This window comes from Nocardia sp. NPDC004123 (genome assembly GCF_053603795.1).
On the sequence record NZ_JBSGGG010000005.1, the window covers coordinates 141,724 to 158,296 of the forward strand.

Here is a 16,573-nt window from a genome sequence, read left to right on the forward strand (position 1 = left end):
CCATCTCAATCGGTGAGCTTGGGATGACCCGTCTGCGGCGGGGCGTCTGCGGGACCAGTTGATCCGTGTGCACGCGCAGGCCTCGGAGTGGAGAGCGTGGGCTGCCGGGCGGCGGTCGAGCGTGGCTGCTACCGGACGAGCTCGACGGATAGATCATCAGCGGGGCAACGGTTTTCGGCACTCACGGCCGTTGCGGGCCATTACCCTGGGGTGATAGTGCCTGTGTCGCATGTGGTGGCATTCGGGGTGGTAGGGGCGACGAATCCGAAGACGGTGGTGTTCTTCGCGGCGGTGCTGCCGCAGTTCGCGGTGCCCGCCAACGGGTGGCTGCCGGTGCAGTTCCTGGTGGTAGGGGCGATCTTCGCGGTGCTGCAGGTGCTTTCGGATGTGGTGTGCGACAAGAATTGGGCCGGTACCCGTTCGGCGGATACCGGCCCAACCTTCTCCGGGTGAGGGATCAACAAGACCCGAAGTCTCAGAGGCCGGCGGTGGCGGCCAGCAGGGTGCGCGAGTAGGTGGCGTCAGTGGCCTCGATCAGGCCGGCGGCCAGCAGGCAGGCGGCGGCCATGTCGAGGGCGGAGTGCTGCAGGGCGCTCAGGGCCTCGGTGAGCTGGCGGCCCTTGTGTTCGAAACCGCGCCGGAGTTGGTGGGCGGAGTCGAAATCCCCGAAGCCAGTGAGGGTATGGGTATCGTGGCTGCGCTCGATTTGCGGGTCCAGTGCGTCTGCGAACCGCAGGAAGTGTGCGGCGCAGGTACGCGCCGCCCCCACCTCCAGGCGGAATGTGCCGTCCTGGGCCCGCCGGTAGAGCTCGGTGGCCGTGCCCTCGCCCGTGTTCATGACGAACTCCCTCCCTCGAAATGTGAAACGCCGTATTACACCCGCAATTTTGTGAATCCGCCGCCATGTGAATGAAACATGGCGTGAACAAAAACCGCACGGATGGTTTTGGGGCGCTCCGCGATTTATCCAGGCGGGCGTGCCGCGCCAGTCGACCACGCGGCACGCCGGGCGGGGCGCCCCGTTGCGCCCGCCGTCTCGGGCGGGCGACGTCCTACGGTTCGAGCGACCTATTGGTCCGATAACACGACTCGGCTGACGTCACCGCTGACGATCAACGATTCGGTGGCAATACATCAATTGTGTCAATGCATTTGGAATCATTGTTCTGGTAAACGGCGGCGGCCACCGGCCACGTCGATTACGAGATCAGTGTAGCCGTCCACCAGTTCGGCCAGGTGGTACCAGTGTTTATGGGTGTTGTCACTGGCCGCGCCCTCGTGATCGATCACCTGATTGGCCTCCACCCAGCTCCGGGCCATACGGTCGACGACCGCGCCCAGGCTCTCGGTGTGCAGCGTGGCGCCGTTGCGGTGTTGCGGCAGTTCCTGTTCCACCCAATCATTGATATCGTCAACGAGTTCGCTGCGGCGACAATCGATCTCGTTGATCATCATGGGATCCCGTAGCTGGCCGCGACGTTCGTGCAGTTCGGCGAGAGCGTGCGCCGACCGTAGCAACACTCGATCTTGAAATCGCCTCCCCTGGAAGGCACAGAGCAATTGCGGAGCGGTCGGCAGGACGCCGGCTATCGACATGGTCATCGAGACTCCCTATACGCACCCGACAGCATCACTAATCGCACCAACATGATTGGTCTCCGGATTCAGCTATACCGGTCATCGGATCGGTTGTTCACGAATAGGCTAGCTGGATCATGCTCTTACAAATGCAAGAACGCAATACTGCGTTCTAGCAAGTGCGACAAGGGAAAGGGTTGTCATGGCAGGCAAGCGCACCGTGCTCACCGTCCGTTTGCGGCGGCTCGCCGCGATGCTGCACGAGATGCGCGAGAACGCGCAGCTCAGCAAAGAAGTGGTCAGCGCGAAGACCGGCATCAACGTGACCACCCTCTACCGCATCGAAACCGCACAGGCCAGGCCCCAGCGCCGCACCCTGACGGCCATGCTGGACCTCTACGGCATCGGCGAGCCGCAACGTTCAGATGCCTTGCAGTTGCTGGTGGATGCGCTCCGCCCAGGCATGGCACGGTCTTTCGAGGATGCGGTGTCGGAGGTCTACGGCGCCTACATCAACTTCGAAGCCGAGGCGCTCTCGGCTCGGTTCTTCCAGTCCACCTATGTCCCCGGCCTGCTACAGACCGAGGCGTACGCGAACGCGGTGTACCAGACCACCATGCCCAAGATCTCGGATCAGGTTATCGAGCAACGCATCCGGGCGCGCCAGGAGCGGGCCAAGGTGCTCACCAAGGACGATCCGCTGGAGCTGTGGGTGGTGCTGGACGAGGCCGTCATCCGCCGGCTGGTGGGCGGCCCGGAGGTGATGTTCCAGCAATTCACCCTGCTGCTGGAGCACACCGAGAAGCGCAATGTGATCCTGCAGATCCTGCCCTTCGACGCCGGCGCGCACCCGGGCATGCTGGGCTCCTTCACGCTGCTGGACTTCCCGGACCCCGCGGACCCGGAGCTGGTCTACGTGGAGGGCATCGCCAGTGACGAACTGATCGAGGGCCACCCGGAGGTGCGCCGCTACGGCGTGATGTTCGACCAGCTCCGGGCCATGGCGCTGAGCCCGCGCGACTCCATCGCCATGATCTCCCAGACCATGGAGGGCCTGGGCGGCTGATCTTCCACCCACCCCAGGGTGGGTTCATCCGCACCCTCGGAGCGGGTTTCGGCAGCACTGTGGTCGCTATCGGCCGCGGCGCGCGGCGGCGACAGTAGATACATACCGAACGCCACCGCAAGCGCCCCTCCGAGAGGATGATGTTCGATGTGCAAGCCGGTCGAATCGCCCGCCGCCATCGCGATGACCGCCGCCGACTGCGAACTGAGCTACGCCGAACTGGATCGCTGGAGCAACCGCCTCGCGCGCATGCTGCTGCGGCTCGGAGCCCACCCGGGGGCCCGCATCGCGATCGCGGAGACTCCGCAGCTGGAGGCCGCGGTGTCCCGTCTGGCCATCACCAAGATCGGCGCGATTCCGGTGCCGCTCACCACCGAAACCACAGTGGCCCGTGCCGATTTCGGCGTCACCACCAAGGACGGCCGGGAGCGGATCACCGATCCGAGCCGCTGGCTGGTGCTCGACGACCGCTCCACGCTGGTGCAGTACCTCACCGGTTCGGACGCCCCGCTCACCGCGGCGGAACTGCCGCCGGCACGGGAGGCCGCAGCCTGACCGTACCGAATCAATATCGCCCGCAGGATGTTTCAGAATGGTTTTCAGCACCCTGTCCACATCCACCCCTGATTCGTCCGCGGCCTTCGCTCTCTCGGCGGCCCAGCGCGGCATCTGGTTCGCCCAGCAGCTGGCGGGTGACACGCCCGTCTCGATCGCCCAGTACGTGGAGCTCACCGGCCCCGTCGACGTGCAACTGCTCGCCGACGCGATCCGCCGCGCCGGGCGCGAGTTCGGCACCGGATACCTGCGCCTGACAGAAATCGACGAGCTGCCCTGGCAGCTCGTGGACACCACGCTCGACGACACGATCGACACCGTCGACCTGAGCGACGCGCCCGATCCGGTGGCCGCCGCCCGGGCATGGATGCACGCCGAATACACCGCGCCACTGGACCTGACCCGCGACCGGCTGTGCCTGATCGCCATGCTGAGCCTGGGCCCGGACCACTGGTACTGGTACTCGCGGTTCCACCACATCCTGATCGACGGCGTCGGCGCGCTCACCATGCTGCAGCGCACCTCCGAGATCTACAACGAGGCCGCCGCCGGGCACGAGATTCCGCCCGGCCGGGCCGAACCGTTGCAGCGCATCGTGGAAGCCGATGCGGCATACCGGGATTCGGACAAGCTCCAGGCCGACCGGGAGTACTGGCGCGCGCATCTGGCGGGCCTGCCCGAACCGGCGCAGCTGGGCAAGCGCACCGGCGCGGTCGACGCCCACCCCCGCCTGCTCAGCGGCACACTGCCGGAATCCACGGCGGCCCTGCTGGATTCGCTCACCACCGCCCTGTCCACCAGTCCGGCGCCGGTCGTGGTGGCCGCCTTCGCCGCCTACGTCGGCGCCATGACCGGGGCGGGCGAGATCGTGCTGAGCCTGCCGGTGTCCGGCCGCACCACCGCCGTCCTGCGCCGCTCCGGCGGCATGGTCGCCAATGTGGTGCCGCTGCGGCTACGTCCCTCCCCCACCGCCACGGTCGGCGATCTCGTCCGCGCCACCCAGGGTGAGCTCACCGCCGCGCTGCGCCGCCAGCGGTACCGGCAGGAGGACATCATCCGCGACCTCGGCTGGGCCATGGACGAGGTGGCGGGCTTCGGCCCGACGGTCAATCTCATGCTCGCCGACACCCGCATCCGCCTGGGCGGGGTCACCGGGCAGCTGCACGTGCTGACCTCGGGCCTCATCGACGACCTGTTCGTGAACGTCTATCCGGGCGGCGGCGCGGAACGCACGCACATCGACTTCCAGGCCAATCCGAACCGCTACGACGAGCCCGAACTCGCGGTGCTGCACGCGCGCTTCCTGGAGTTCCTGCACCGCTTCCTGGCCGGTGGCGCCGAACAACCGCTGGCGGCGGTGACCGCGCTCTCCGAAACCGAACGCGCCGAACTGGCCCCCGCACAGGGCCGCGACGGCGCCGGTCCGCGCACGCTGCCCGAGATCCTCGCGGCGGGGGCGGGCCGGGACCCGTCGGCCATCGCCCTGCGGGTGGACGGCACCGCGTTCACCTACCGTGAGCTCACCGAGTACACCGACCGGCTGGCCCGGGTGCTGATCGCGGCGGGGGCCGGACCGGAACGCACGGTGGCGATCTCGATCCCGCGTTCCGCGGAGTCGGTGCTGGCCATGTGCGCGGTCGCCCAGACCGGCGCGGCGTTCGTGCCCGTCGACCCCGGCTATCCGGTCGACCGCATCGAGCACATGCTCACCGACAGCGGCGTGGTCGCGGGCGTGACGGTGGCGGGTTCCCGGGCGGCCCTGCCGGATCGGGTCGAGTGGCTGGTGCTGGACGACCCGGCCACCGAGAAACTCATCGCCGCAAGCGATTCCGGTCCGATCACCGATGCCGACCGGCGCGCGCCCCTGCACCTGGACCAGGTCGCCTATCTCATCTACACCTCCGGCTCGACCGGGCTGCCCAAGGGCGTCGCCGTCACCCATCGCGGCCTGACGAATCTGGTCACCGGTTCGGGCGCCGCATTCGGCGTCGGACCGGATGCCGTGGTGGCGCACGCGGTCTCGCCGAGTTTCGACATCTCGGTGGAGGAGCTGTTGGTCGCCCTCGCGGTCGGCGCGACGGTGGCCGTGGTGCCGCCGGCCGCCTACGCGGGCGACGAGCTGGCGCGGGTGCTGCGGCACCTGGAGGTCACCCACCTGAATGTGACACCGGCCGTGGCGGGTTCGCTGGAACCGGACACGCTGCCGCGGCTGCGCACCGTGGTGGTGGGCGGCGACTCATGCCCGCCCGAGCTGCCGGTCCGCTGGGCCGGGCGGTGTGTCATCAATGGCTACGGCCCGACCGAGGCCACCGTCACCGCCACCCTGAGCGCCCCGCTCGCCCCCGGCGATCCCATTACGATCGGCGCGCCCTCGCGGGGCATGGGTGCGGTCGTCCTCGATCCGTGGCTGCGTCCGGTGCCGCCGGGCGTGACGGGTGAACTGTATTTGTGCGGGCCGGGTCTGGCCCGCGGCTACCACCAGCGCATCGGCCTGAGCGCCGAGCGTTTCGTGGCCAGCCCGTTCGACTCGGGCGCGCGCATGTACCGCACCGGCGACCTGGTGCGGTGGCGCCGGCGCGGCGGCCGCTGGGAATTGGAGTACCTGGGCCGCGGCGACACCCAGGTGAAGGTGCGCGGCTTCCGTATCGAACTCGGCGAGGTGGACGCCGCGGTGGCGCGGTATCCGGGGGTCGAGATGGCGGTCACGGTGGGCGCGACCACGCCCGGCGGTGCGACCGCGCTGGTGTCCTATGTGCTGGCGGCCGATTCGGTGGTCGCGCCGGAGCAGGTGAAAGCCACTGTGGCCCAGTCACTTCCGGCACATATGGTGCCGTCGGTCGTGATGGTGCTGCACTCGCTGCCGCTCACCCCGGCGGGCAAGGTGGATCGCCGCGCGCTGCCCAGACCCGATTTCGGATCCGGCCCCCGCGCCGGTCGCGCGCCAGCCACCGAGCGGGAACGTGCGCTCGCGGAGGTCTTCGCCGCGGTGCTCGGGGCGGAATCGGTTGCGGCGGACGACAATTTCTTCGCCCTCGGCGGCGACAGCATCGTGGCCATCCAGCTGGTGGCGCGCGCCAAGGCGGCCGGACTCGGGCTGCGGGCCCGGGATGTGTTCGAGCACAAGACCGTCGCGGCGCTGGCCGTCGTCGCCACCGAGGTGACCGGCCCGGTGGTCCAGGAGCTGCCCGGCGGCGCGGTGGGCCCGGTGCCGCTCACCCCGATCGTGCACGCCATGCTCGAGCAGGGCGAGACCTGGCCCAGATTCGCTCAGGCCGTGCTGATTCCGCTCCCCCGCGCTGAAGACATTTCCGCCTCCGGCGCTGAATACACTTTCGCCTCCGGCGCTGAACACACTTTCGCCTCCGGCGCTGAACACACTTTCGCCTCCGGCGCTGAACACACTTTCGCCTCCGGCGAAGCCGGCCGATCCCGGCTCACGGCCGCGGTGCAGGCCCTGCTCGACCGGCACGACCTGCTGCGCAGCACCCTCACCCACCGGCCCGCGAACGGCAGCGGCCCGTGGGAGTGGCGGGTCGGCGCGCCCGGCACGATCGAGGCCGGGGCCCTCATCGAAACCGTGACCGCCGCACCCGGCACCGACGGCGAGGATGCACTGCAGCGTGCGGCCGACCTGCTGGATCCCGCCGCCGGCATCGTGGCCCGCTTCGTGCTCATCGACCGCGAGGACGCCCCGCCACTGCTGTGGGCGGTGCTGCACCACCTGGTCACCGACGGCGTGTCCTGGCGCATCCTGCTGCCGGATCTGGCCACCGCCTGGGCGGGCGGACCGCTCGCGCCGGTGGGGACCTCGTTCCGGCGCTGGGCGCACGGGCAGGTCGAGCAGACCCCGGCGCGCGCGGCCGAGATCCCGCAATGGCGGCGGATCCTCACCACACCGGACCCGCGGCTGGGCACCCGGGCCCTGGATCCGGAGCTCGACACCGTGGCCACCATGGGCCAGCTGCGGACCGTCATCGACAGCGATACCGCCACGGCCGCACAGGAACTCATTCCGGCGCGCTTCCACTGCGGACTCGACGACGCCCTGCTCACCGCGCTGGCGCTGGCGGCGAGCCGCTGGCGGCGCACCCGCCGGACGCTGCTCACCGTGGAGGGGCACGGACGCGAGGAATCGGTGCTGCCGGGTGCGGACATCTCACGCACCATCGGCTGGTTCACCAGCGTGTTCCCGGTGGCGCTCGACCTCGGCGACCTCGACCTCGACGACGCCTTCCGGGGCGGGCCCGCGGCGGGCGCGGCACTGAAGGCGGTGAAGGAGCAGCTGCGGGCGATTCCCGACAAGGGCGTCGGCTTCGGCATGCTGCGCTACCTCGGCACGGGACCCAACCGGCTCGACGATTCGCCCACGCCGCAGATCAGTTTCAACTATCTCGGCCGCACGGGCGCGGGGGTGGAACATCCGGGCGGCGAGGAAACCCCGTGGGTGCCGGTCAGATTCGCCGCCACCCAGGACGATCGCGCACCGCTGGCGGCGGTCATCGACATCAATGCCTTCCACACCGCCGCCGGCCTCGAGGTGACCTGGGCCTACGCGTCGCGGCTGCTCACGCCCGGGCAGGTGCGGGAGTTCGCCCGGCTGTGGGGGCGGGCGGTCACCGCGCTGGTGGCCCATGCCCGGCACACCGGAGCCGGCGGGCACACGCCCTCGGACTTCCCGCTGGTCACGGTGGATCAGGCGCAGATCGACGCCTGGGAGCGGGAATACCCGGACCTCACCGAGGTCTGGCCGCTGTCGCCGCTGCAGTACGGCCTGCTCTTCCACGCCCGCTACGACACCGACACCGCCGACGGGTACACCGTCCAGACCCGGCTGTCGCTGGCCGGCCGGGTCGATGCCGGGCGGCTGCGCACGGCCGCGGCGGCGCTGACGGCTCGGCACGAGGTGCTCCGGGTGGCCTACGTCGAGACCGCCGACGGCCCCCGGCAGCTGGTGCTCGGGGAGGCCGAGATCCCCTGGCAGGACATCGATCTCACCACCATCGAGGAACCGGCCGAACGGCAGCGGGAGCTGGCCCGGCTCATCGCCGTGGACGCGGGCACCCGCTTCGACCTCGCCCGGCCGCCGCTGCTGCGCTTCAGCCTGGTACGCACCGAACCCGAGGCGTACACGCTGCTCATGACCAATCACCATCTGGCCCTGGACGGCTGGTCCACGCCGCTGGTAGTGCGCGAGCTGCTGGCCGGCTACCTGGCCGCGGTCACCGGGCACGAGATCGCGCAGGCTCCGGCACACTCGTATCGCGAATTCCTGGCCTGGCTCGATCAGCAGGACGACGCCGCGTCCCTGGCGGCCTGGACCGAGGCGCTGGCCGGGGTCGACGCACCGACCCGCGCGGTGCCCACCCTCGCGGGCATCACCTCGACCGAATCCGGCATGGTCTCGGCCGAATTCACCACGGCGCGACTGGAACGGCTCACCGACACCGCGCGCACCGCCGGGGCCACGGTGAACACCGCCGTGCAGGCCGCGTGGGCGCTGCTGCTGACCATGCTCACCGGCCGCACCGACGTGGTGTTCGGCGGCACCGTCTCCGGGCGGCCGCCGCAGCTGGCCGGGGTCGAGGAGATGGTGGGGCTGTTCATCAACACCCTGCCGGTGCGGGTGCGGCTGGATCCCGGTGAGCGCGTGGGCGATCTGCTGGCCCGGGTGCAGGCCGAGCAGGCGCGGCTGCTGGACCACCAGCACGTCGGGCTGGCCGCCATCCACCGGGCGGTCGGGCTGCCCGAGCTGTTCGACACCCTCACCGTCTTCGAGTCCTATCCCATCGACCGCGAAACCCTCTCGCGCGCACTGGATATCGCGGGCATGCGGATCCTCGACGTGTCCGGCACCGACGCCACCCCCTACCCACTGAACCTCATGGTGATCCCGCAGCGCGCCTCCGACGGTAGCGAAAGCCTCACCATCACCGTCAAATTCATGGCCGATGAGCTGCCCGAGGCCGCCGCGCGCCGGCTGCTCGACCGGTTCGTGCTGCTGCTCGACCAGATCGCCGACCATCCCGAGCGCCGCACCGCGCAACTGCAGCACTGCGATCCGATCGAACGCACCCAGCTGCTGCCCGTCCGCGGCGGCACGCCCAGCCCCCTGCGCACCCTGCCCGACATCCTGGCCGCGGGCGCGCGTGTCAATCCGGACGGCATCGCCCTCAGCTCGGGCGCCCTCAGCATGACCTACCGCGACCTCGATGCCTGGTCCAACCGCTTCGCGCGAGTCCTGTTGCGGCGCGGGGTCGGCCGCGAGAGCTTCGTGGTGCTGGCCCTGACCCGGTCGGTGGAATCCGTGGTGGCGGTGTGGGCGCTGGCCAAGACCGGGGCGGCGTTCCTGCCGCTGGACCCCAGCTATCCGGTCGAGCGCATCGAGCACATCCTGAGCGACTCCCGCGCGCCCATCGGGGTGACGGTGTGCGCGGTCGGCGAGACCCTGCCCGGCAGTATCGACTGGCTGCTGCTCGACGACCTCAACACCATCCGCCGGGTCATGACGGTGTCCGACGCGCACATCACCGACGCCGAACGCGGCGGGCCCATAAACCTGGCCCAGACCGCCTACCTCATCTACACCTCCGGCTCGACCGGCAAGCCCAAGGCGGTGCTGCTGAGCCATCGTGGACTCGCCAATCTCGTTGCCTCGCAGCAGAGTCTGCTGGACCTGGACGAGACCTCCAGCACCCTGCAGGTGGCCTCCCCCAGCTTCGACGCCTCGGTGCACGAACTGCTCATGGCGCACGGCGCGGGCGGGCGGCTGGTCATCTCGCCGCCGGATGTGTACGGCGGCAGCGCACTCGAGGAACTGCTGCGCACCGAAGGGGTGACACACGCGGTCATCACGCCGTCGGTACTGGCCACCATGAATCCGGCGGGACTCGACGAACTCGGCTGCCTCTCGGTGGCCGGTGAGGCGGCCGGGCCCGAACTGGTGGCCGCCTGGTCCGCCGGGCGGCGCCTGGTGAACCTGTACGGCCCCACCGAATTCAGCGTGTGGGCCACCGGGCCGGGTGAGCTGCTGGCGGGCGAACCGATCACCATCGGTGCGCCCATTCGCGGCGCGGCCGCCCTGGTACTCGACGGCTGGCTGCGGCCGGTGCCCATCGGGGTGACGGGGGAGCTGTATCTGGCCGGGCCCGCACTGGCGCGCGGCTACTTCAACCGATTCGGGCTCACCGCCGCCCGTTTCGTCGCCAACCCGTATGCCGCGCCCGGCGCGCGCATGTACCGCACCGGCGACATGGTGCGCTGGGTGGAGGTCAAGACACCCGACGGCGCACAGCTGGAGCTGGAATACCTGGGCCGCAGCGACTTCCAGGTCAAGATCCGCGGCCTGCGCATCGAACTCGGCGAGATCGACGCGGTGCTGGCCGCCGACGAGCAGGTCGACTACGCCGCCACCCTGGGCTGCCCCGGCCCGGGCGGGCAGACGGTGCTGGTCTCCTACGTGGTCGCCGCGGCCGGGCACACCCTCGACACCGAACTGCTGCGCACCCGCGTCGCCGCCGCGCTGCCGGGCTACATGGTGCCGAGCTACCTGATCGCACTCGACGATGTGCCGCTGACCCCGGTCGGCAAGCTCGACCGGAATGCGCTGCCCGCACCGGATTTCGCGACCCTCGACCAGCGTTACCTGGCCCCGCGCACCGCCGTCGAAACGGCCGTCGCCCAGGTCTTCGCCGACGTCCTCGACGCCGAGCGCGTCAGCATCGACCGCTCCTTCTTCGACCTCGGCGGCAACTCGCTCACCGCCACCCGCGTGGTGGCCCGGGTGAACGCCGCCCTCGGCGCGACCATCGCCCTGCGCGACCTCTTCGACGCGCCCACCGTCGCGCAACTGTCGTCCCGCATCGTCCCCGGCACCGAGACTCCCGGGCTGCCGGTACTGGCCCCGCGCATCCGCCCGGACCGAATCCCGTTGTCCCCGGCGCAACAACGGATGTGGGTCCTCAATCGCCTGGACCCGGGCTCCGCCGCCTACAACATCACCGCGGCCCTGCGCCTGACCGGCGAGCTGGATACTGCGGCCCTGCGCGCGGCGGTCGCCGACGTGGTCGCCCGGCACGAATCGCTGCGCACCATCTACCCCGCCGACGCGGACGGCCCCCGGCAAGTGGTGCTCGGCGCCGAAGCGGCCGCGCCGCAGATCAGCTTCGCCGAGACGGACGACGGCCCGGACCTGCGCGCGGCCATTGCCGAAAGCACGGGGGCGGGTTTCGATCTCACCCGCGAAGCCCCGCTGCGGGTCCGTGTGCTCCGGCTGACCGGCCCGGCCGAGGTGCACGTGGTGGTGCTGGTGGTGCACCACATCAGCGCGGACGGGGCCTCCATGGCACCGCTGGCCACCGACCTGGTGACGGCGTATCTCGCGCGCAGTGGCGGCGCGGAAGCCGAGCGGCCGCCGTTGCGGGTGCAGTACGCCGACTATTCGATCTGGCAGCGGGAACTACTGGGCGACGAGGCCGATCCGGAATCGCGTGCCGCACAGCAGATTCGGTACTGGAAGGAACGGCTGGCGGCGACGCCCGACGTGCTGGAGCTGCCGACCGACCGGCCGCGACCGGCGGTGCAGAGCCTGCGGAGCACGGATCTGGAGTTCCGGCTCGACGCCGGATTGCACGCTGCGCTCACCGAATTGGCGGCCGCGACCGACACCAGCCTGTTCATGGTGTTGCATGCGACGCTGGCGGTGCTGCTGTCGCGGCTGTCCGGCACGCCCGACATTCTGATCGGGACCGCCGTGGCCGGGCGCGGCGAGGCGGCCCTCGACGACCTGGTCGGCATGTTCGTGAATACGCTCGCCCTGCGCACACCGGTGGATCCCGCCACCGGGTTCCGGGAGTTCCTGGCGCAGGTGCGGGCCACCGATCTGGACGCCTTCGCGCACGCGGAGGTGCCGTTCGAGCGGCTGGTGCAGGTCCTGGACCCGCCGCGGTCGACAGCCCAGCATCCGCTGTTCCAGGTGTCGTTGTCGCTGCAGAACTTCCAGCCACCGACCGTCGAATTCCCCGGTCTGCGGGTGACGGTCGAGCCCATCGAGCGGGACGCCTCGCAGTTCGACCTGACCTTCGATCTGCGCACCCCGCTGCCCGGCACCGAGGCCGCCGGGCTCGACGGCACGCTCACCTTCGCCACCGACCTGTTCGACGAGGCCACCGCCGCGCGGCTGGTGACCCGGTGGCAGCGGATCCTCACCGCCGTCACCGCCGACCCCGGGGTCCGGCTGTCGGATATCGACCTGCTCGACGCCGCCGAACGGACCGCCCTGGTGCCGCTGCGCGGCCCGAGCCACCAACGGATCACCACACTCGCCCAGGTTTTCCGGGCCGCCGCCACCGCCCACCGCCTGTGCCCGGCCATCATCGCCGACGGGCGCGCGGTGTCCTATCGCGAGCTGGACACCGCCTCCCAGCGGCTGGCCATGCAGCTCTCGGCCGCCGGAGCGGGATCGGAAACAATTGTGGCGCTGGCCCTCTCGCGCGGCGTCGAACTGATCACCGCGATCTGGGCCTGCGCCAAGGCCGGGGCGGCCTTCCTGCCCATCGACCCGCGTCACCCCCTGGACCGCATCGATCACATGCTGGCCGACTCGCGTGCGGTGCTCGGGCTCACCACCAGCGCCCACCGGCCGCTGCTGCCCGACAACGTCGGCTGGCTGGTACTCGACGATCCCGCCGCCTCCAGCGTGCGGATCGCAGTGGGGCAGAGCCGGATCCGTGCCATGACCACGTACCCTGATCAGCCCGCATGGCTCATCTACACCTCCGGGTCCACCGGCACACCCAAGGGCGTCTCCGTCTCGCATCGCGGCATCGCCGACCTCGTGCGGGCCCAGCGGGAACTGCTGGGCCTGGGTGAGCACTGCCGCGTACTCCAGGTCGCCTCACCGAGTTTCGACGCCTCGGCCTTCGAGGCGCTCATGGCCTTCGGGTCCGGCGGCACCGCCGTGGTCGCCCCGCCCGAGGTGTTCGGCGGCGAGGCGCTGTCGGATCTCATTGCGGCGCAGGGTGTCACGCACCTGGTGATCACGCCGTCGGCATTGGCGACCCTGGACCCGGAGGCGGTGTCCAGCGTGCGGGTGCTGGCAGTGGCCGGCGAGGCCATCGGCCCGGACCTGGTGGCCCGGTGGTCGAGCGGGCGCACACTGATCAACCTCTACGGGCCCACCGAATTCACCATCTGGGCAACGGCTTCCGAACCCTTGACCGCCGGGCAGCCGGTCACCATCGGCACTCCGATCCGAGGTGCGGGCACCCTCGTCCTCGACGATCGCCTGCGCCCGGTGCCGATGGGTGTGGCCGGGGAGCTGTACCTGGCCGGACCGGCCCTGGCGCGCGGCTATCACGCGCGACCCGGTCTCACCGCGGCCCGCTTCGTCGCCGACCCGTACGGGCGGCCCGGTGAACGGCTCTACCGCACCGGCGATCTGGTGCGCTGGACCGGCTACCTCGACGAACCGCGCCTGGAATACCTGGGCCGCACCGACTTCCAGGTCAAGGTGCGCGGCCAGCGCATCGAACTCGGCGAGATCGATGCCGCGCTGTCCGCCGCCGAGGGCGTCGAATTCGCCGTCACCCTGGGCGTTCCCGGACCCGGCGGCGCCACCGCGCTCGCGGCGTATCTGCTGCCGGAGCCGGGGTGCGAGGTCGACCTGGCCGCCGTGCGCGCCCACGCCGCCGACCGGCTGCCCGGTTATATGGTGCCGACCGCGTTCGTGGTGCTCGACGCCATCCCGCTCAATGCCGTCGGCAAGCTCGACCGCAAGGCGCTGCCGGCGCCGGTGTTCGAGGCGGCGACCGAATACCGGGCACCGAGCACCGAGCTGGAAACCGTGCTCGCCGAACTCGTCGCCGAACTGCTCGGCCGCGACCGGGTCGGCGTGCACGACTCGTTCTTCGCCCTCGGCGGCGACAGCATTCTGGCCATCCAGCTGGTCTCCCGCGCCCGGCTGCGCGGCATCGAACTCACGCCATTGCAGATCTTCGAGCATCGCACCGTCGCGGCGCTGGCCGCGCTCGCGGCGGCCGCGGGCGAGACCGTCGTCCTCGCGGAGCTGCCCGGCGGCGGAGTCGGCGAGCTGCCGCTCACCCCCATCGTGCGCTGGATGCTCGAACGCGGCGGCGACCACCGCAGATTCGCGCAGACCGCGGTGCTGGAACTGCCGCAGGGCATCGGGCGCGAGCAGCTCGTCGCCACCGTCACCGCCGTCGTGGACCACCACGACGCCCTGCGCGCCCAGCTCGCCTACGCGGACGGCGACTGGCGGATGAGCATCCGCGAACCCGGCGCAGTCGATGTCGACACGCTCCTGCATCGGATCGAATTCGACACCGCCGATGCGGTAGACCTGCGCGAATACGCCGTCACCGAACTGGATTCCGCGCTCGGCCGCCTCGACCCGGCCACCGGGACCGTCCTGCAGCTGGTGTGGCTGGACCCGGCCCCGGGCAGCCCCGCCGACCGCCGCGGCCGCCTCATCCTGGTCGCCCACCACCTGGTCATCGACGGCGTGTCCTGGCGCATCCTCATTCCGGACCTGATCGCCGCCTGGGCGCAGATCAGCGGGGACACGCCACCGATCCTGCCGGCGACCGGCACCTCCCTGCGCCGCTGGGCGCACGCGCTCGAGGAGGCCGCGCAACGCGAAACCCGCACGGCCGAACTGGATTACTGGCGCGAGGTGGCCGCCACCCCCGACCCGCCGATCGGGCCGCGCGCGCTCGATCCCGCCGTCGACCGGGTGCCGGCCGTCCGCACCGTCGAGATCGAACTCGACGCCGACGTCACCACCGCCCTGCTCACCACCCTGCCCGCACTGTTCGACGGCACCGTCGAGGACACCCTGTTGGCCGCGCTCACGCTGGCCGTCATGCGCTGGCGCATGGAACCCGACGCGGCGGTGCTGATCCGGCTCGAAGGGCACGGGCGACAGCAGGAAATCGTTCCGGGAGCCGATCTGTCGCGCACCATCGGCTGGTTCACCACTGTGTACCCGGTGCGACTCGCCCTGTCCGACATCCCGATTCGCGACGCCTTCGCCGGCGGACCGGCCATGGGCACGGCCATCCGGGCGGTCAAACACCAGCTGATGTCCGTGCCGGACAAGGGCATCGGCTACGGCATGCTGCGCTACCTCAACCCCGAGACCGCCGCCGAACTGCCCGACCGGGTGCCCGGCCGCATCGGGTTCAACTACCTCGGCCGCTACGCCACCGCCGACATTCCGGCCGGGCTCGAAGATCTCGGCTGGCTGCCCACCGACGAGTTCGGCGACCTGCACGCCACCGAGCATGCCGACGTGCCCGTCACCGCCGAGATCGAGATCAATGCCGTCGTGGCCGGGGACCGTCTACAGGCCGCCTTCACCTTCCCCGAAACCCTGCTGCCCCGCCACGAGATCACCATGCTGGCCCACCTGTGGACCGACGCGCTCGCCGCCGCAGCCTATTTCGCCACCTCACCGGCCGCCGAGCTCGCCGCCGAGGCCGAACGCCAGTATCTGCGCGACCAGCAGGCCGCGGCCGAACTCGCTGCCATCCGGGCGGATTCGCCGCCGGGACTCGGCCTGGACGTGGTGCTGCCGATCCGGCCCGGCGGCGACGAGCCCGCCCTGTTCTGCATCCATCCGTCCTCCGGCATCGCCTGGACCTACCTCGGCCTGGCCGACGTGTTGAACCCCGGTCGTCCCATCTACGGCCTGCAGGCCCCCGACCTGTCCGGTGAACCGCACGCCCGCAGCATCGCCGACTTCGCCGCGCGCTACGTGGCCGAAATTCGCCGACTGCAACCGCGCGGCCCCTATCATCTGCTCGGATGGTCCTTCGGCGGCCTGATCGCCCACGCAATGGCCGCCCAGCTAGCGGCAACCGGAGACGAGGTCGGCACCCTGGCCCTGCTCGACGCGGACAGCACCGATATCGACGGTGACAGCATCGACAAGCTCACCGCCGGCTCCTTCGTCGCGGCTTTCGGCTCGGTCTTCGGGATCACCGACATCCCCGCCGACACCAGCGCCGGACAGGCCGCGGCCATGATCCGGGACCGCATGGGCGGCGTCAGCCTGGTCGACGCGCAGACCCTGGAACGCATGGCCGCCTCCTACAACGCCTCCGCCGCCACCCGCACCGGCTACCAGCGGCCCGTATTCCATGGCGACGCACTGTATTTCAGCGCCACCGTGCACACCTCCGACATCTTCGGGCCCGCCGGCTGGCGACCGTGGATCACCGGGACCATCAGCAACCACGACATCGACGTCAGCCACGACGAACTCACCGCACCGCACGCGCTCGCGGCCATCGCACGCATTCTCGACGCACACCTGGGAGGGACGCCGTGAACATCGACAGTGGCAAACCCGATACA

The 16,573-nt window shown here is 70.5% G+C and carries 5 protein-coding genes and 1 pseudogene; 4 read left to right on the top strand and 2 right to left on the bottom strand.

Going from position 1 to position 16,573, the window contains the following annotated elements:
- Window positions 1-246: 246 nt before the first annotated feature.
- Window positions 247-393, top strand: a pseudogene (locus ACWEQQ_RS08835) (LysE family translocator); the annotation flags it as partial.
- A gap of 82 nt (window positions 394-475) precedes the next feature.
- Here the strand turns inward: ACWEQQ_RS08835 and ACWEQQ_RS08840 are convergent.
- Window positions 476-838 carry a hypothetical protein gene (locus ACWEQQ_RS08840; protein WP_452347816.1) on the bottom strand — a complete coding sequence of 121 codons (363 nt, stop codon included), beginning with the start codon at window positions 836-838 and terminating at the stop codon, window positions 476-478.
- Window positions 839-1,158: 320 nt separating this feature from the next.
- Window positions 1,159-1,518, bottom strand: a complete 360-nt coding sequence (locus ACWEQQ_RS08845; protein ID WP_452345098.1) for a DUF4254 domain-containing protein — start codon at window positions 1,516-1,518, stop codon at window positions 1,159-1,161.
- A 262-nt stretch (window positions 1,519-1,780) separates the two neighbouring features.
- On the opposite strand from ACWEQQ_RS08845, the gene ACWEQQ_RS08850 reads away from it, so the two are divergent.
- From ACWEQQ_RS08850 to ACWEQQ_RS08860, 3 genes are all read left to right on the top strand, one after another.
- Window positions 1,781-2,644 (top strand): helix-turn-helix domain-containing protein, encoded by an 864-nt coding sequence (locus ACWEQQ_RS08850; RefSeq protein WP_452345086.1) that lies wholly within the window; start codon window positions 1,781-1,783, stop codon window positions 2,642-2,644.
- Window positions 2,645-2,791: 147 nt separating this feature from the next.
- Complete coding sequence (locus ACWEQQ_RS08855) at window positions 2,792-3,199, top strand: AMP-binding protein (RefSeq protein ID WP_354837609.1); 408 nt, start codon at window positions 2,792-2,794, stop codon at window positions 3,197-3,199.
- A 37-nt stretch (window positions 3,200-3,236) separates the two neighbouring features.
- Window positions 3,237-16,547 carry an amino acid adenylation domain-containing protein gene (locus ACWEQQ_RS08860; RefSeq protein ID WP_452347817.1) on the top strand — a complete coding sequence of 4,437 codons (13,311 nt, stop codon included), beginning with the start codon at window positions 3,237-3,239 and terminating at the stop codon, window positions 16,545-16,547.
- Window positions 16,548-16,573: the final 26 nt, after the last annotated feature.

What these genes read in the sequence shown, in the direction of transcription:
- ACWEQQ_RS08840 (WP_452347816.1), bottom strand. Translation starts at nt 838, where the DNA reads ATGAACACGGGCGAGGGCACGGCCACCGAGCTCTACCGGCGGGCCCAG.
- ACWEQQ_RS08855 (WP_354837609.1), top strand. Translation starts at nt 2,792, where the DNA reads ATGTGCAAGCCGGTCGAATCGCCCGCCGCCATCGCGATGACCGCCGCC.
- ACWEQQ_RS08850 (WP_452345086.1), top strand. Translation starts at nt 1,781, where the DNA reads ATGGCAGGCAAGCGCACCGTGCTCACCGTCCGTTTGCGGCGGCTCGCC.
- ACWEQQ_RS08860 (WP_452347817.1), top strand. Translation starts at nt 3,237, where the DNA reads ATGGTTTTCAGCACCCTGTCCACATCCACCCCTGATTCGTCCGCGGCC.